At 59.2% G+C, this 16,593-nt stretch carries 16 protein-coding genes; 7 read left to right on the top strand and 9 right to left on the bottom strand.

Annotation, left to right across the window (positions count from 1 at the left end; translation table 11 throughout):
• Positions 1-155 precede the first annotated feature (155 nt).
• On the top strand, positions 156-467 hold the full coding sequence (locus BB029_RS06485; protein ID WP_027604712.1) for a type II toxin-antitoxin system MqsR family toxin: 312 nt from the start codon (positions 156-158) through the stop codon (positions 465-467).
• The gene (locus BB029_RS06480) at positions 464-946 is read left to right on the top strand and encodes a type II toxin-antitoxin system MqsA family antitoxin (RefSeq protein ID WP_065924223.1); all 483 of its coding nucleotides are present in this window, start codon (positions 464-466) and stop codon (positions 944-946) included. Before BB029_RS06485 ends, BB029_RS06480 begins: the two co-directional genes overlap by 4 nt.
• 50 nt (positions 947-996) lie before the next feature.
• Here the strand turns inward: BB029_RS06480 and BB029_RS06475 are convergent, their stop codons facing one another.
• From BB029_RS06475 to BB029_RS06460, 4 genes are all read right to left on the bottom strand, one after another.
• Positions 997-1,761 carry an amino acid ABC transporter ATP-binding protein gene (locus BB029_RS06475; RefSeq protein WP_003171943.1) on the bottom strand — a complete coding sequence of 255 codons (765 nt, stop codon included), beginning with the start codon at positions 1,759-1,761 and terminating at the stop codon, positions 997-999.
• Positions 1,762-1,772: 11 nt separating this feature from the next.
• Complete coding sequence (locus BB029_RS06470) at positions 1,773-2,870, bottom strand: amino acid ABC transporter permease (protein WP_065938599.1); 1,098 nt, start codon at positions 2,868-2,870, stop codon at positions 1,773-1,775.
• 10 nt (positions 2,871-2,880) lie between these two features.
• Positions 2,881-4,062 (bottom strand): amino acid ABC transporter permease, encoded by a 1,182-nt coding sequence (locus tag BB029_RS06465; RefSeq protein WP_065938598.1) that lies wholly within the window; start codon positions 4,060-4,062, stop codon positions 2,881-2,883.
• A 72-nt stretch (positions 4,063-4,134) separates the two neighbouring features.
• Positions 4,135-5,166: an amino acid ABC transporter substrate-binding protein gene (locus BB029_RS06460; RefSeq protein ID WP_065938597.1), complete on the bottom strand. Its 1,032-nt coding sequence runs from the start codon at positions 5,164-5,166 to the stop codon at positions 4,135-4,137.
• Positions 5,167-5,511: 345 nt separating this feature from the next.
• Between BB029_RS06460 and BB029_RS06455 the strand changes: the two genes are divergently transcribed.
• Together BB029_RS06455 and rhlB are read left to right on the top strand one after the other, a co-directional pair.
• Positions 5,512-6,168 carry an alpha/beta hydrolase gene (locus tag BB029_RS06455; protein WP_027604717.1) on the top strand — a complete coding sequence of 219 codons (657 nt, stop codon included), beginning with the start codon at positions 5,512-5,514 and terminating at the stop codon, positions 6,166-6,168.
• A gap of 95 nt (positions 6,169-6,263) precedes the next feature.
• Positions 6,264-7,727, top strand: a complete 1,464-nt coding sequence (gene rhlB, locus BB029_RS06450) for an ATP-dependent RNA helicase RhlB (RefSeq protein ID WP_168166801.1) — start codon at positions 6,264-6,266, stop codon at positions 7,725-7,727.
• 129 nt (positions 7,728-7,856) lie between these two features.
• Here the strand turns inward: rhlB and moaE are convergent, their stop codons facing one another.
• From moaE to BB029_RS06425, 5 genes are all read right to left on the bottom strand, one after another.
• Positions 7,857-8,306, bottom strand: coding sequence for a molybdopterin synthase catalytic subunit MoaE (moaE, locus tag BB029_RS06445; protein WP_027604719.1), 450 nt, complete (start codon positions 8,304-8,306; stop codon positions 7,857-7,859).
• A gap of 2 nt (positions 8,307-8,308) precedes the next feature.
• Positions 8,309-8,551, bottom strand: coding sequence for a molybdopterin converting factor subunit 1 (gene moaD / locus BB029_RS06440; RefSeq protein WP_065938595.1), 243 nt, complete (start codon positions 8,549-8,551; stop codon positions 8,309-8,311).
• Positions 8,548-9,021, bottom strand: a complete 474-nt coding sequence (moaC, locus tag BB029_RS06435; RefSeq protein WP_065938594.1) for a cyclic pyranopterin monophosphate synthase MoaC — start codon at positions 9,019-9,021, stop codon at positions 8,548-8,550. The genes moaD and moaC overlap by 4 nt, the downstream gene beginning before the upstream one ends.
• An 88-nt stretch (positions 9,022-9,109) precedes the next feature.
• Positions 9,110-10,504, bottom strand: a complete 1,395-nt coding sequence (locus BB029_RS06430; RefSeq protein ID WP_005785025.1) for a PhoH family protein — start codon at positions 10,502-10,504, stop codon at positions 9,110-9,112.
• Positions 10,505-10,851: 347 nt separating this feature from the next.
• Entirely contained in the window at positions 10,852-11,976 is a 1,125-nt protein-coding gene (locus BB029_RS06425; protein WP_065938593.1) for a polysaccharide deacetylase family protein, read from the bottom strand.
• Between the two features lie 120 nt (positions 11,977-12,096).
• On the opposite strand from BB029_RS06425, the gene yaaA reads away from it, so the two are divergent.
• The 3 genes from yaaA to alg8 all read left to right on the top strand — a co-directional run bounded on the left by yaaA (position 12,097) and on the right by alg8 (position 16,583).
• Complete coding sequence (gene yaaA / locus BB029_RS06420) at positions 12,097-12,876, top strand: peroxide stress protein YaaA (protein ID WP_065938592.1); 780 nt, start codon at positions 12,097-12,099, stop codon at positions 12,874-12,876.
• 825 nt (positions 12,877-13,701) lie between these two features.
• Positions 13,702-15,018 (top strand): nucleotide sugar dehydrogenase, encoded by a 1,317-nt coding sequence (locus BB029_RS06415; RefSeq protein ID WP_065938591.1) that lies wholly within the window; start codon positions 13,702-13,704, stop codon positions 15,016-15,018.
• 83 nt (positions 15,019-15,101) lie between these two features.
• Positions 15,102-16,583, top strand: coding sequence for a mannuronan synthase (alg8, locus tag BB029_RS06410; RefSeq protein ID WP_161985711.1), 1,482 nt, complete (start codon positions 15,102-15,104; stop codon positions 16,581-16,583).
• The last annotated feature ends 10 nt before the right edge of the window (positions 16,584-16,593 follow it).

The following is a 16,593-nucleotide window of genomic DNA, read 5'->3' as shown; positions in this document are numbered from 1 at the left end:
TGCAGGCTTTCGTCCAATCATAGGATGAATTTTCCTACAGCCTATTCAGAGTTGCCTACAAAGGCAACGCACTAGGGTTCTTAGGCAGGAAAAGGAGCAGTATTTTCGATTGGTAAAATTACCCTCAAAGGGTAATTATTCGGCTCAGGTGTCTTATGGAAAAGTACACACCTCATTACGATCTGGCGGTGATCAAGGCGGATGTCAGGCGGCTTGGAGGCCGGGCATTTACGCTCGCAGCAAAGCAAACAGGCGCGCGGCTCGGCCTGAATATCAAGGAGATGCAAGAGGTCGTTTTCGAACTACAAAACAGGATGTTGTACAAATCGATGACCACGTATGCCGATCACCGGGTGTGGCAGGACGTGTACCACATCAATTCACACGGTCTGGAGATTTACATCAAGGTCACTTACTGCACAGCCGGTAACCCTCCAGTGATCTCCTTCAAGAAGAAGAGCTCATGAACACTCAACATTGCTTCATTTGCGGTGCACCCGACGCCATGACGCGCTTCGAAAGCCGCAGCGAAACCCTCCGTGTCAACGGTATGGAACGGCGTGTCGATGACCTGTCTGGCTGGGAATGCCAACTGTGCGGCGACGGCATGCATGACCCTGACAGCTCCGACCGCTATAGCGCCGCCAGCGATGAACTGGTCCGCACCGCGCGGACAATGATCGGCAACGAGATGAAACGCATCCGTCGCAAGCTGCACCTTACGCAGAAAGAAGCCGTGCAACTGTTGTCCGGTGGCGGTCACAACGCTTTTTCACGTTATGAACGCGGTGAGCTCCTGCCACCGAAGCCACTGGTTCTGTTGATGCGACTATTGGACCGTTACCCTCACCTGCTCGCCGACGCCAGGGTATTGGCCGAAGGCGCTGACCTGCGGGGCTTCACCCATACCGCGAACACAGGGCAGGAGGCGCTCAAGGCCTCCTGAACAGACAAAAATAAACCCGGCCAGGCCGGGTTTATTTTTTCAGGCATCGATCAATGCAGGATCTGGCTCAAGAACAGCTTGGTCCGGTCATTCTGCGGGTTGTCGAAGAAGTCATTCGGCGCCGCCTGTTCGACGATCTCGCCCTTGTCCATGAAGATCACGCGGTTGGCCACGGTGCGCGCGAAGCCCATTTCGTGGGTTACGCACAACATGGTCATGCCGTCTTCGGCCAGGCCGATCATGGTGTCGAGCACTTCCTTGACCATTTCCGGATCGAGGGCCGAGGTCGGCTCGTCGAACAGCATGATTTTCGGCTTCATGCACAGGGCACGGGCAATCGCCACGCGCTGTTGCTGGCCGCCGGACAACTGCCCCGGAAACTTGTGGGCCTGCTCCGGGATGCGCACACGCTCCAGGTAGTGCATGGCGATTTCCTCGGCCTTGCGCTTGGGCATCTTGCGCACCCACATCGGCGCCAGCGTGCAGTTCTGCAGGATGGTCAGGTGCGGGAACAGGTTGAAATGCTGGAACACCATGCCGACTTCACGGCGGATCGCTTCGATCTGCTTGAGGTCGTTGGTCAGCTCCACGCCATCGACCACGATGCGGCCCTGCTGGTGCTCTTCCAGGCGGTTGAGGCAACGGATGGTGGTGGACTTGCCCGAACCCGACGGGCCGCACAGCACGATACGCTCGCCCTGCTTGACGTTGAGGTTGATGTCTTTCAACACATGGAACTGGCCATACCACTTGTTGACGCCCTGCATCTGGATAATGCCTTCAGGGCTCACAGGCTGTTTGATCGCTTCGCTCATAACATCAACTCCTAACGCTTGTGGCCTGTGTCGAGCTTGTGTTCCAAATGAATGGAATAGCGCGACATACCAAAACAGAAAATCCAGAACACCAGGGCGGCAAACACATAGCCTTCGGTGGCCATGCCCAACCATTTAGGGTCGGCGGCGGCTTGCTTGACGCTATTGAGCAGGTCGAACAGGCCGATGATGATCACCAGGCTGGTGTCCTTGAACAACGCGATAAACGTGTTGACGATGCCAGGGATCACCATCTTCAGGGCTTGCGGCAGGATCACCAGGCCCATGCTGCGCCAGTAACCCAGGCCCATCGCCGCGGCCGCTTCGTACTGACCTTTGGGAATCGCCTGCAAGCCACCGCGCACCACTTCGGCCACGTAGGCCGACTGGAACAGGATCACGCCGATCAACGCCCGCAGCAGCTTGTCGATGCCCATGCCTTCGGGCAGGAACAACGGCAGCATCACCGAGGACATGAACAGCACGGTGATCAACGGCACGCCGCGCCAGAACTCGATGAAGGTCACGCAGACCACACGAATCGCCGGCATGTTCGAGCGCCGCCCCAGCGCCAGCACAATGCCCAGAGGCAAGGCACCGGCGATGCCGACGGTGGCGATGACCAGGGTCAGCATCAGGCCGCCCCATTGGCTGGTCGCCACATTGGTCAGCCCGAAGATCCCGCCGTGGAGCAGGAAGTACGCGATGATGGGGTACAGCACCAGGAAGCTCAGGCCATAGATCGCCTTGCGTGGGAAACGCGAGATGAACAACGGCGCCACGCCGACGATGGCCAGCCACACGGTCAGGTCCACACGCCAGCGCAGGTCGCCGGGGTAGTAGCCGTACATGAACTGCCCGAAGCGCTGCTGGATAAACACCCAGCACGCGCCTTCCTTGGTGCAGTCGGCGCGGGTGGTGCCGACCCAGTTGGCATCGAGGATGGCCCACTGCAGGATCGGCGGCACCACCAGGTAGATCAGGTAAAACGCCAACAGCGTCAACAAGGTATTGAGCCAGCTGGAGAACAGGTTGGCGCGCATCCAGGCCATCGGTCCGAAGACTTTGCTCGGCGGCGGCATATCAGGTTTGAAAGTATGCGAACTCATGTGCGTTTCCTCACCGCTCGATCAGCGCAATGCGCTTGTTGTACCAGTTCATCAGCAGGGAAATGCTGATGCTGATCGCCAGGTACACGCTCATGGTGATGGCAATAACCTCGATGGCCTGGCCGGTCTGGTTGAGCACCGTGCCGGCAAACAGCGAAACCATTTCCGGGTAACCGATACCGGCGGCCAGCGACGAGTTCTTCGCCAGGTTCAGGTACTGGCTGGTCAGCGGCGGAATGATCACCCGCAGGGCTTGCGGGATGATGACCTTGCGCAGCGTCGGCCCAGGGCGCAGGCCCAGGGAGCGCGCAGCTTCGGTCTGGCCGTGGCTGACGGACTTGATGCCCGAACGCACGATCTCGGCGATAAACGCTGCCGTGTACACGGTAAGCGCCAGGGTCAGGGCCAGCAGTTCAGGGATCAGTACCCAGCCGCCGACAAAGTTGAAACCTGAAAGCTTTGGCATTTCCCAGTGCAGCGGCGCACCGAAGATCAAGGCACACAATGCCGGGATCAGGATAAACAGCGCCAGGCCCGCCCAGAACTTGTGGAACGGTACGCCGGTCGCCTCAAAACGCTTGTTGGCCCAACGCGCCATCAGCACGATTGCCACGATGGCAACCACGATGCTCGCCACAAACGGCCAGAACCCGTCAGCGGCCAGCGCTGCCGGCATGTTCAGGCCACGGCTGCTGACAAAGAAGGTGTCGCCGAAGTTATGGCTGTTGCGCGGTCCCGGCATGGTGAGGAACACCGCGAAGTACCAGAACAGGATCTGCAGCAGCGGCGGAATGTTGCGGAATACTTCCACATACACGGTCGCCAGCTTGTTGATCATCCAGTTCGGAGACAGGCGCGCTACGCCGATGATGAAGCCCAGCAGGGTCGCCAGGATCACCCCAATAAAGGTCACCAGCAAAGTGTTGAGCAGCCCGATCACAAAGACGCGGGCATAGCTGTCCGATTCGGTGTAGTCGATCAAATGCTGCGCGATGCCGAAGCCGGCACTGCGCTCAAGAAAGTCGAAACCCGAGGTAATGCCCCGGTGCTGAAGGTTGGTCTGGGTATTGTCGAAGAGGTACCAGCCCAGCGAGATCACCGCCACAATCGTGATGATCTGGAAGAGCCACGCACGCACTTTGGGATCGCTGAAGCTGAGCTTCCGATTTGGTGCGCCGATTTGTTTTTGCATGAAGTGCCCCGGAAAGAATGGAACAGAACATCACCCGGCGGTTGGCCCACCGGGTGACAGAACCATCAGCGATCAGCGCACAGGCGGTGCGTATTGAATGCCGCCGTTGTTCCACAGCGCGTTCAGGCCGCGGTCGATTTCCAGCGGGGTGCTCTTGCCCAGGTTGCGCTCGAACACTTCACCGTAGTTACCGACTTGCTTGACGATCTGTACGACCCAGTCTTTCTTCACTTTCAGGTCTTTGCCGTATTCGCCGTCAGCACCGAGCAGACGCGCAACGTCCGGGTTCTTGGTGGACTTGGCTTCAGCTTCAACGTTTTTGGACGTGATGCCGGCTTCTTCAGCGTTGAGCATGGCGTAGCCCACCCAGCGCACGATGGCCAGCCACTCGTCATCGCCGTTACGCACGACCGGGCCCAGCGGTTCCTTGGAAATGGTTTCCGGCAGAACCACGTAGTCCTTTGGCGAGGCCAGCTTGCTGCGCTGGGCGAACAGTTGGGACTTGTCGGAGGTCAGTACGTCGCAACGGCCGGATTCCAGCGACTTGGCGCTTTCATCGGAGGTGTCGAAGGTGATCGGGGTGTATTTGAGGTTGTTGCCACGGAAGTAGTCGGAAACGTTCAGCTCGGTGGTGGTACCGGCCTGGATGCAGATGGTTGCACCGTCCAGTTCCTTGGCACTTTTAACGCCCAGCTTGTTGTTAACCAGGAAGCCGATGCCGTCGTAGTAAGTGATGAAGCCCGGGAATTTCAGGCCCATGCCCGCATCGCGGGAGCTGGTCATGGTGGTGTTACGCGACAGGATGTCGACTTCGCCGGATTGAAGCGCGGTGAAACGCTCCTTGGCGTTCAACTGGCTGAATTTGACCTTGGTGGCGTCGCCGAAAACGGCAGCGGCCACGGCGCGGCAAACGTCAGCATCGATCCCGAGGATCTTGCCGCTGGCATCCGGTACCGAGAAGCCCGGCAAGCCGTCACTCACGCCACATTGCACAAAGCCTTTCTTCTGCACGGCGTCCAGAGTGGCGCCAGCGTGGGCGAAACCACTGACACCCAGTACAGCCGCCGCGCTAACGATGGCCAGGGTGGATTTCAATACCTTCATTCAAACCTCCAGTTGCTCTTGTTGTGTCGAAGCTCCAACCTCAGCGCACCCTTATGAGGCGATATCGACCCGTGTTGGCTTTTTTTGGGGTCAAGCGGCATGAGGCTTTCGCGGTAATTCCAGCGGCTATCCCAGAAGCGGCAGTCACTGATAGTGTTACCGTCCAGGGAAAGTTCTGACATCGACATACACATAGCAAGGCGCGTACCAGAGTGGCGGCTGAGTCGTTTCAGCCCTTGGTCAATAGAAAAAGATTCAACCTTGCGACATTCTCTTAACAGATCAACCTGTCGCGCACCGTTCCGACGCACCCAATCGGAGCGCACGCACATATATGGAGCAGACATGACCGAACCCTTGATTCTTCAGCCCGCCAAGCCCGCAGACGCCTGCGTCATCTGGTTGCATGGCCTGGGTGCCGATCGCTACGACTTCCTGCCGGTGGCCGAGGCATTGCAGGAAAGCTTGCTGTCCACCCGCTTTGTATTGCCCCAGGCACCGACCCGTCCGGTGACGATCAATGGTGGCTACGAGATGCCCAGCTGGTACGACATCAAGGCCATGAGCCCGGCCCGCTCGATCAGCCTGGAGGAGCTGGAAGTGTCGGCAAAAATGCTGACCGATCTGATCGAAGCACAGAAGAGAACCGGAATAGACGCCTCGCGAATTTTCCTCGCGGGCTTTTCCCAAGGTGGCGCCGTGGTCTTCCACACCGCATTCCTGAATTGGGAGGGGCCATTGGGCGGCGTCATCGCCCTCTCCACCTACGCGCCCACCTTCAGCGATGAGCTTGAATTGTCGGCCAGCCAACAACGCATTCCAACGCTATGCCTGCACGGCCAGTACGACGAGGTGGTACAGAACGCCATGGGCCGCAGCGCCTACGAGCATCTGAAAACCCGTGGTGTCACCGTGACATGGCAGGAATACCCAATGGGCCACGAAGTGTTACCTCAGGAGATACACGATATAGGGACTTGGTTGACCGCTCGCCTGGGCTGAACCCCACGTTTATGTAGCCGTATGACAGACGCACTACGCCGCGCCCGATTCTTGCATTACACTGGCCGGCGTACATTCCTTAACCAATTAATGAGATCACCGTGCTCAAAGCACTCAAGAAGATGTTCGGCAAAAGCGAGGCTGAGCCGCTCGCGCCTGTTCCCAGTGCTCCTGTCCCCTCCTCCGGCAGCCGCAATGACGGTCAACAGCCAGGCCGGACTGCACCTGTCGCCCAGCCGAAGACGCCGACGGTGACACCGCCCGAACAGGCAAAACCCGAGACGCAAGCCACACCCGCCCCCAAGCCTCGCCGGGAACGCGCGCCCAAACCGCCGGTGATCCCGTGGAAACTCGAGGATTTCGTCGTCGAGCCCCAGGAAGGCAAGACCCGCTTCCACGATTTCGACCTGGCCCCGGAACTGATGCACGCCATCCAGGACCTGGGGTTCCCGTACTGCACGCCGATCCAGGCGCAGGTACTGGGCTTTACCCTCGCCGGCAAAGATGCCATCGGTCGTGCCCAGACCGGCACCGGCAAGACCGCCGCGTTCCTGATCTCGATCATCACCCAGCTGCTGCAAACGCCGCCGCCGAAAGAACGCTACATGGGTGAACCGCGTGCGCTGATCATCGCGCCGACCCGTGAACTGGTGGTGCAGATCGCCAAGGACGCCGCCGACCTGACCAAGTACACCGGCCTCAACGTCATGACGTTCGTCGGCGGCATGGACTTCGACAAGCAGCTCAAGCACCTCGAAGCCCGCCACTGCGACATCCTCGTGGCCACCCCCGGCCGCCTGCTGGACTTCAACCAGCGCGGCGACGTGCACCTGGACATGGTCGAAGTGATGGTGCTGGACGAAGCCGACCGCATGCTCGACATGGGTTTCATCCCACAAGTGCGCCAGATCATTCGTCAGACCCCGCCGAAAAACGAACGCCAGACCCTGCTGTTCTCCGCGACCTTCACCGAAGACGTGATGAACCTCGCCAAGCAGTGGACCACCGAGCCGTCCATCGTCGAAATCGAAGCGCTGAACGTCGCCAGCGAAAACGTCGAACAGCACATCTACGCCGTGGCCGGTGCCGACAAGTACAAGCTGCTCTACAACCTGGTCAACGACAACGGTTGGGAGCGCGTGATGGTGTTCGCCAACCGCAAGGACGAAGTGCGTCGCATCGAAGAACGCCTGGTGCGCGATGGCGTGAATGCCGCGCAACTGTCGGGCGATGTGCCGCAACACAAGCGCATCAAGACCCTGGAAGGCTTCCGCGAAGGCAAGATCCGCGTGCTGGTGGCCACCGACGTGGCCGGACGCGGGATTCACATCGACGGCATCAGCCACGTGATCAACTTCACCCTGCCGGAAGTGCCGGACGACTACGTGCACCGCATTGGCCGTACCGGCCGTGCGGGGGCTGCGGGTGTGTCGATCAGCTTTGCCGGGGAGGATGACTCGTATCAGTTGCCGTCGATCGAAACCTTGCTGGGCCGCAAGATCAGCTGCGAGACACCGCCGACGCACTTGCTGCGGGCTGTAGAGCGCAAACGCCCGTAAGCTGAAATGCGATAAAAATGTGGGAGGGGGCTTGCCCCCGATAGCAGTGGATCAGTCGATACATAAATTGACTGACACCCCGCTATCGGGGGCAAGCCCCCTCCCACATTTGGTTAAGTGTTCGGCTGGTTATTTCCAGCGATCCGCCGCAGCGTGGTCGCTGTCCCGCCCTTCCACCCAGCGCGCACCCTCACGGGTATTTTCCTTCTTCCAGAACGGCGCACGGGTTTTCAGGTAATCCATCACAAACGCACAGGCATCAAACGCGGCCTGGCGATGGGCACTGGCGGCGGCCACGAACACTATCGGCTCGCCAGGCTCCAGCGCACCGATACGATGCAGCACTTCGAGCTTGAGCAGCGGCCAGCGTTGCTCGGCTTCGACGGCGATCTTGGCCAAGGCTTTTTCAGTCATGCCCGGATAGTGTTCGAGGAACATCCCGGACACCTCTCGGCCCTCGTTGAAATCGCGCACATAGCCGACAAAACTCACCACCGCGCCCACGCCCACATTCGCCGCGTGCATCGCGTTGACCTCGGCACCGGGGTCAAACGGTTCGACCTGTACACGAATGGCCATGTTCAGCCTCCGGTCACGGGCGGGAAGAACGCGACTTCATCACCGGCCTGCAACGGCTCGTCGAGAGCGCACAACTCCTGGTTGCGGGCACACATCAAGCTGGTTTCGTTGAGCACTTCAAAGCCCGGATCAGCGGCCAACGCCTGGCGCACGGCATCGACCGTGGCGAAGTCGCCTTCCATCTCAAGTGAATCCAGGCCTATTTTTTCGCTGTAACGCGCGAAAAACAGTACGTTGATGCTCATTGTCCATCCGCCTTGAAATGCCCGCTCTTACCGCCAAGCTTTTCCAGCAGGCGAATGTTTTCGATGGTCATGCCGCGATCCACCGCCTTGCACATGTCATAAATGGTCAACGCGGCAACGCTGGCCGCCGTCAACGCTTCCATCTCCACGCCGGTCTGCCCGGACAGCTTGCAGCGCGCGACGATGTGCACCGAGTCTGTGCCATCGGCACTCAGTTCGACCTTGACTCCGGTCAACATCAGCGGGTGACACAGGGGGATCAAATCACTGGTTTTTTTCGCCGCCTGGATCCCGGCGATACGGGCCACGGCAAACACGTCGCCCTTGGGGTGGACGCCGTCGACAATCATTTGCAGGGTCTCGGGCAGCATGCGCACCCGCGCTTCGGCCACCGCCTCCCGGAACGTCACGGACTTGTCGGTGACGTCGACCATATGGGCGCGACCTTGGGAATCGAGATGAGTCAGCACAGGGATACTCCTGATCAGGAGCGGCGATTGTAAACCCAACACGCAATAAATGTGGGAGCAGCGGTGCGACGCACCGCCGCTCCAACGGTTACAGGTGCGACTCTGCGTATTCAGCCAGAATCGAGCGAGGCACCCCTTGCAGCGCGATATGCACGCCGTTCGGGAAATCCTTGAAGCGTTCCGTCAGGTAGGTCAGCCCGGAGCTGGTCGCGGACAGGTAAGGGGTGTCGATCTGTGCCAGGTTACCCAGGCACACCACTTTGGAACCGGCGCCGGCACGGGTGATGATGGTTTTCATCTGGTGCGGGGTCAGGTTCTGGCATTCATCGATCAAAATCAGGCTCTGCTGGAAGCTGCGACCTCGGATGTAGTTGAGGGATTTGAACTGCAACGGCACTTTGCTGAGGATGTAGTCGACGCTGCCATGGGTGTTTTCGTCATCCATGTGCAAGGCTTCGAGGTTGTCGGTGATCGCCCCCAGCCACGGCTCCATTTTTTCCGCCTCGGTGCCGGGCAGGAAACCGATTTCCTGGTCCAGACCCTGCACGGAGCGGGTGGCGATGATGCGGCGATAGCGCTTGGTCACCATGGTCTGCTCGATGGCGGCGGCCAGGGCGAGGATGGTTTTACCGGAACCGGCAGCGCCCGTCAGGTTGACCAGGTGGATGTCCGGGTCGAGCAGCGCATACAGCGCCAGGCTCTGGTAGATATCACGCGGTTTCAGGCCCCAGGCTTCCTGGTGCAACAGGGGTTCCTGATGCAGGTCGAGGATCAGCAGCTTGTCGACCTGGATCTCTTTGATCCAGCCCACGAAGCCCTGTTCGTCGACGATGAATTCATTGATATGCACGGCCGGCAGGTTGTCGATCAGTTGTACCTGGTGCCAGGTACGGCCATGGTCCTGACGGGTTTCGACCTTGCTGACACGGTCCCAGAACGAGCCGGTCATCATGTGATAACCACGGGACAGCATCGACACGTCGTCGACCAGTTGGTCGGTACTGTAGTCCTCGGCAGCGATCCCACACGCTCGTGCCTTGAGGCGCATATTGATGTCTTTGGTCACCAGCACCACGCGCAGGTCCTTGTCGCGAGCGTGCAGATCGATCAATTGGTTGATGATTTTGTTGTCGTTCAGGTTTTCCGGCAGCAGGCTGTTGGGCTCGCTGCGCTTGCTCATCAGGATCGACAGCAAGCCCTTGGGCCCGCTTTTGCCGCGCTGGATCGGCACGCCGACCTCAACGTCCTCGGGTGACGCTTCGCCCAGGGTCTTGTCGATCAGGCGGATGGCCTGGCGGCACTCGGCAGCCACGCTGTGGTGCCCGCTTTTGAGTTTGTCGAGCTCCTCAAGCACGATCATCGGGATGGCGACGTGGTGTTCTTCGAAGTTAAGCAGTGCGTTTGGATCGTGGATCAGTACATTGGTATCAAGCACATAAAGGATTGGCTGGTCGGAAGAAGGGTTACGTCCATGATCATCCATACTCGGTCACCTTTGTGGGAGCCAGTCGACGCAATACCACAACAGTGCTGCGCCTCGATTCGACCACCGACTGCACCTGAGTGACGTCAAGCGCAGTGCCCACATGAGGAGTCTTGGAAGACGCCACCTGTGTTGCAGGTTTCGGCGATCTGACTTCGTAATACCGCAAAACCCATGACAGGAAAAAGTACTTTGACGCTTTTTTGAAGTTTATTTTTCAGGATGACGAATAGCACTAGCCGAGTGCCCCACGCACCGTTAAAGTCGGAAGTCCGCCTGCATCGAAATGTCGCACAAAATCAGCGTAAAAATGCCTCGCACCCAACAGGGCCGGGCACTTCATCCTTTTAACGAAACGCCTCCCGGCAGTCCTGCCAACCCAGCCCACTCTGCGCCGTTGCCTGCAGCAACATCGGCAATGCCACCCGCGCCTTGTCCTGGGTGTCGTGAAACACAATCACGCCTTTGCGCCACAACAGCATCAACGTCAGCACCCGTTGCGCCGACTCATCGGCCTTGAGCTTGCCCGGCTCGTCCTGGGAATCGATGTCCCATAACGCCACCTGCAAGCCCTGGGACTGGAAGAACCCCTGGCTGTCGGCGCGCCGCTGCCCGTAAGGCGGGCGGAACAGCGGTACGTAGTTTTCCGGCATCAGGTTCTGCACCAACTGCGCGCTGCGGGTGATGGAACTCTGCCAGTCCACCCAATGGCTGTGGGAACGGTACTGCCAGCCCTGGGTGCCGACGCACTGGCCCTGGTACAACGCCTCCACCTCAGCGGCGGAACTACGCTCCACACGGTTTTGCAGGCTGCTGCCGAGGACAAAGAAGGTGGCGTTCATCTTCTGCTTGCGCAGGTAGTCGGCGAGCCAGTCGGTGTTGCCGCTGACCGGTGCAGGACCGCCGTCGAAGGTCAGCAGGAACAGGCGGTCGTTGAACTCGTCGCCGTTGCGTTCATGGTCGCCAAAGCGCGCGACTTCGCTGCTGATCTGAGGAAACAGCGCGGCCTTGCGCAGCAGTTCGTCCAGATAACGCTCATGGAAGGCATGGCTGGGTGCGGCCCAGCCTATATAGAAGGAGTCTTCACTGATCGCCAGCTTGCCGGCCTGCTCGCGCAGATCGTCCATGTTCTCCACCAGGTAGCAGAACGAGGCGTCGACTTCGCAGCTCTGCTGGGCGAACGTGTAGTTCTCCAACAACCGCTGCCAAAGCTCGCGACGCAGGTCGTCGATGGCGGCCAGGTTGATGATCTTCAAGCCCAGGCGCTGCTTGAGTGCAGCTTCATCCAGGGATTCACTGGCCAGCAGGCTGTGGGCGAACATCAGGATTTCCGCACGCGAGGCCACATCGAACAGCGCCGGGCTGCTGAGTTTTTCCGGCCAGGTGCCACGGTCCAGGCTGGCTACATCCACCGGCGCCGCTTGGGCATTCAGGCACAGCAGGCACGCCGACAATAAAAGCGCTATTCGCACGCAGGGTCTCCCTCTCCAGAGTCACCGGCCATCATAGCGGATCGCGCCTATCGCCATCATAGGTGGAGTCAAAACGCCCAAGCCCCTAGAATCCCCGCACGATTTACAGGAGACGACTTCATGCTGATGGTGATTTCCCCCGCCAAGACCCTCGATTTCGAGACCCCAGCGGTGACCCAGCGCTTTACCCAGCCACAGTACCTGGACCATTCCCAGGCGCTGATCGAGCAACTGCGCGAGCTGAGCCCGGCGCAGATCAGCGAATTGATGCACGTGTCCGATAAGATCGGCGGCCTCAATGCCGCCCGCTTCGGCAGTTGGACCCCGGCCTTCACCCCGGAGAATGCCAAGCAGGCCTTGCTGGCGTTCAAGGGCGACGTGTACACCGGCCTGAACGCCGAGACCTTCACCGATGCCGACTTCAGCTACGCCCAGGACCACCTGCGCATGCTCTCGGGCCTGTACGGCCTGCTGCGCCCCCTGGACCTGATGATGCCGTACCGCCTGGAGATGGGCACCAAACTCGCCAACGCGCGTGGCAAGGACCTGTACGCCTTCTGGGGCACGCGCATCAGCGACTGGCTGAACGAAGCCCTGGCCGAACAAGGCGACGACGTGCTGCTCAACCTGGCCTCCAACGAGTACTTCTCGGCGGTCAAGCGCACGGCCCTGAACGCGCGGATCATCAACACCGAGTTCAAGGACCTGAAGAACGGCCAGTACAAGATCATCAGCTTCTACGCGAAAAAGGCCCGGGGCATGATGAGCCGCTTCGTGATCGAAGAGCGCATCAACGATCCGGCCAGGCTCAAGCAGTTCGATGTGCAGGGTTACCGCTTCAATGCGGAGCAGTCCAAGCCGGACAATCTGGTGTTCCTGCGCGATCACGCACCGGAATAAGGCCTTACCAGCCTCTTTCAGACAATGAAATCCAAATGTGGGAGGGGCATGCCCCCTCCCACATTTTGTCCGCGCTTCACACCAAGAATCGTCATTTATTTGACGTCAAAAAATATTACGACACATCCCTAACATTTCTTTCACTCGACATTTCCAAAATTTTTTCGTAGTGGCACCACTTTTTTAAAACACTAGTGGCACAAAACTATCCCTTCGCGCCAACTACCTGTAACTACTGGCCCAAATAGCAAGTGCTATCAATATAGTACCAGTGCCATCTTTGCCTATATTTCAAGAAATTTCGGGAAACAGGATGAGCGGCCAGGAACTTCGTCCTGAAGCGCCGCTCATACCACCGGTAACGAAATTCTCTGTTCCTGTAGGAGATGACTTACAACGCGGACCAACGGAAGTAGCAAAGTTGTCATATTCAACTTTGACTCAGTGGTCACATTACCAACCGATTAGTTGAGAGCGGCGATAAGGATCCATTGCCACGAACTATAAGGCCAAGGCTGTGCTTACCCTAATGGGTCAGTGAGACAACCCAAGGCATTGATATGTAAAGGCTTACAGCCTCTATCAAGGCCCTGCGGCACTGGCGCCAGGCCCTTCTCCCAGGAAGGCTGGCTGCATTTCAGGGCAGGCCCCAATAACAAGGCCAAGTTGCGCACAACTTGAGTGCAATAGTTAGTCACTCGTTATTCAACATGCCTGTACGCGGTAAGTCGGCGTCTATTCGCCCAACTTTCGCGGCATTTGTGACGTTTGCAAACATGAACTCCGGCCATCTAATGGCATGATTTAAATACAGAGGTAATTGCGATGCGCATCAGCATATTTGGTTTGGGTTACGTTGGCGCAGTGTGTGCCGGTTGCCTGTCTGCCCGTGGCCACGAAGTGGTCGGCGTAGACATCTCCAAGGAAAAGATCGACCTGATCAACGCCGGCAAATCGCCGATCGTCGAGCCGGGTCTGGGCGAACTGTTGAGCCAGGGCATCGCAAACGGTCGACTGCGCGGCACCACCAACTTCGCCGACGCCATCCGTGATACTGACCTGTCGATGATTTGCGTCGGTACGCCGAGCAAGAAGAACGGCGACCTGGAACTCAACTACATCGAATCGGTATGCCGCGAGATCGGTTTTGTCCTGCGTGACAAGACCACCCGCCACACCATCGTGGTACGCAGCACCGTGTTGCCGGGCACCGTCGCCAACGTGGTGATCCCAATCCTCGAAGACTGCTCCGGCAAGAAAGCCGGCGTCGACTTCGGTGTTGCGGTCAACCCGGAATTCCTGCGCGAATCCACCGCCATCGCCGACTACGACCTGCCACCGATGACCGTTATCGGCGAGTTCGACAAAGCCTCCGGCGATGTCCTGCAGTCGCTGTACGAAGAACTCGACGCCCCGATCATCCGCAAGGACATCGCCGTTGCCGAGATGATCAAGTACACCTGCAACGTGTGGCACGCCACCAAGGTCACCTTCGCCAACGAGATCGGCAACATCGCCAAGGCGGTCGGCGTCGACGGTCGCGAAGTGATGGAAGTGGTCTGCCAGGACAAGACCCTCAACCTGTCCCAGTACTACATGCGCCCAGGCTTCGCGTTCGGCGGCTCCTGCCTGCCTAAAGACGTGCGCGCCCTGACCTATCGCGCCAGTTCCCTGGACGTGGAAGCGCCGCTGCTCAACTCGCTGATGCGCAGCAACGAGTCCCAGGTGCAGAACGCCTTCGACATCGTCGCCGGCCACGACAAACGCAAAGTCGCCCTGCTGGGCCTGAGCTTCAAGGCCGGTACCGACGACCTGCGCGAAAGCCCGCTGGTCGAGCTGGCGGAAATGCTGATCGGCAAGGGCTATGACCTGAGCATCTACGACAGCAACGTCGAGTACGCCCGTGTCCACGGTGCGAACAAGGACTACATCGAAGGCAAGATCCCCCACGTGTCGTCCCTGCTCAACTCGGACTTCGATGATGTGATCAACAACTCCGATGTGATCATCCTCGGCAACCGCGACGAGAAGTTCCGTGCCCTGGCGCAGAACGCACCGCACGGCAAGCAAGTGATCGACTTGGTGGGCTTCATGTCCAAGGCGACCTGTACGACCGGTCGCACCGAAGGCATTTGCTGGTAACAGCAACGGTAAGTTTCGAGCTGCAGGCGTACCAATCCCCAGCGCTTGCAGCTCGAAGCCTTCTTCACCTTCGGATGACGCTTATGTCCAAGTTAAAACACGTACTGCTCCAATCCGCCGGCTGGCTGTTCTTTCTGAGCCTGCTGATGGGTCTCGCCCTGCTGTTGCCGGCGAGTACGTTCGACTCCGAGTCGAAGAATTTTATTTTCCTGATTGGCGCCGTCGGTATCTGGCGCTACTCGATGGGTGCTACGCATTTCTTTCGCGGCATGCTGTTCCTGTACGTGGTCTACCCGCACCTGCGCCGTAAAGTGCGCAAGCTGGGCAAGGCTGCCGACCCGTCCCACGTGTTCCTGATGGTTACCAGCTTCCGTATCGATGCGCTGACCACCGCGCAGGTCTACAGCTCGGTGATTCGCGAGGCCATCGAATGCGGCTTCCCCACCACCGTGGTCTGTTCACTGGTGGAAATGTCCGATGAGCTGCTGGTCAAGAGCCTCTGGGAACGCATGAACCCGCCGGATCACGTCAAGCTCGACTTCGTGCGTATCGCCGGTACCGGCAAGCGCGACGGCCTGGCCTTCGGCTTCCGCGCCATCTCCCGCCACCTGCCGGACGACCGCGCCGTGGTTGCCGTGATCGATGGCGACACCGTGCTCGCCGAAGGCGTGGTGCGCAAGACCGTGCCGTGGTTCCAGCTGTTCGGTAACGTCGGCGGCCTGACCACCAACGAATTCTGCGAAGTGCGCGGCGGCTACATCATGAGCGAGTGGCACAAGCTGCGCTTCGCCCAGCGCCACATCAACATGTGCTCCATGGCCCTGTCCAAGCGCGTGCTGACCATGACCGGCCGCATGTCGGTGTTCCGCGCCAACGTCGTGACGGACCCGGGCTTTATCGCCGACGTGGAAAGCGACTCCCTGCAACACTGGCGCCTGGGCCGCTTCAAGTTCCTCACCGGTGACGACAAGTCCAGCTGGTTCAGCCTGATGCGCCTGGGCTACGACACCTTCTACGTGCCCGATGCGGCGATCCACACCGTGGAACACCCGCCGGAAAAGAGCTTTATCAAAGCCAGCCGCAAGCTGATGTTCCGCTGGTACGGCAACAACCTGCGCCAGAACTCCCGTGCCCTGGGCCTGGGTGTGCGTCGGCTGGGCCTGTTCACCAGCATCGTGCTGTTCGACCAGCGCGTGTCGATGTGGACCTCCCTGCTCGGCCTGACCGTGGCAATCATCGCCACCTTCAAGTACGGCGGCGCGTTCATCCTCGCGTACCTGCTGTGGATCGGCATCACCCGCCTGATCCTGACGCTGCTGCTGTCGTGCTCCGGCCACAAGATCGGCCCGGCTTACCCGGCGATTCTCTATTACAACCAGATCATGGGCGCGTTGGTGAAGATCTACGTGTTCTTCCGCCTTGATCAACAGTCCTGGACCCGCCAGGACACCAAACTGACCCGCGATTTGGCCAGCTTTCAACGTTGGTTCAACACCTGGTCGTCTCGGACCATGACCTTCTCCGCCGGCAGCATCTTCGTTGCCGTGTTGCTGATGATGGTCTGACCCTGCCAAG

This window comes from Pseudomonas sp. S3E12, from assembly GCF_001702295.1.
GTDB lineage: Bacteria > Pseudomonadota > Gammaproteobacteria > Pseudomonadales > Pseudomonadaceae > Aquipseudomonas > Aquipseudomonas marginalis.
Note: the sequence above shows the minus strand (reverse complement) of the source record. Positions and strands in the feature narration are given on the sequence as shown.

Coding starts and splice junctions, on each gene's coding strand:
- BB029_RS06485 (WP_027604712.1), top strand. CDS start 156: ATGGAAAAGTACACACCTCATTACGATCTGGCGGTGATCAAGGCGGAT.
- BB029_RS06480 (WP_065924223.1), top strand. CDS start 464: ATGAACACTCAACATTGCTTCATTTGCGGTGCACCCGACGCCATGACG.
- BB029_RS06475 (WP_003171943.1), bottom strand. CDS start 1,761: ATGAGCGAAGCGATCAAACAGCCTGTGAGCCCTGAAGGCATTATCCAG.
- BB029_RS06470 (WP_065938599.1), bottom strand. CDS start 2,870: ATGAGTTCGCATACTTTCAAACCTGATATGCCGCCGCCGAGCAAAGTC.
- BB029_RS06465 (WP_065938598.1), bottom strand. CDS start 4,062: ATGCAAAAACAAATCGGCGCACCAAATCGGAAGCTCAGCTTCAGCGAT.
- BB029_RS06460 (WP_065938597.1), bottom strand. CDS start 5,166: ATGAAGGTATTGAAATCCACCCTGGCCATCGTTAGCGCGGCGGCTGTA.
- BB029_RS06455 (WP_027604717.1), top strand. CDS start 5,512: ATGACCGAACCCTTGATTCTTCAGCCCGCCAAGCCCGCAGACGCCTGC.
- moaE (WP_027604719.1), bottom strand. CDS start 8,306: ATGGCCATTCGTGTACAGGTCGAACCGTTTGACCCCGGTGCCGAGGTC.
- moaD (WP_065938595.1), bottom strand. CDS start 8,551: ATGAGCATCAACGTACTGTTTTTCGCGCGTTACAGCGAAAAAATAGGC.
- BB029_RS06430 (WP_005785025.1), bottom strand. CDS start 10,504: ATGGATGATCATGGACGTAACCCTTCTTCCGACCAGCCAATCCTTTAT.
- yaaA (WP_065938592.1), top strand. CDS start 12,097: ATGCTGATGGTGATTTCCCCCGCCAAGACCCTCGATTTCGAGACCCCA.
- BB029_RS06415 (WP_065938591.1), top strand. CDS start 13,702: ATGCGCATCAGCATATTTGGTTTGGGTTACGTTGGCGCAGTGTGTGCC.
- alg8 (WP_161985711.1), top strand. CDS start 15,102: ATGTCCAAGTTAAAACACGTACTGCTCCAATCCGCCGGCTGGCTGTTC.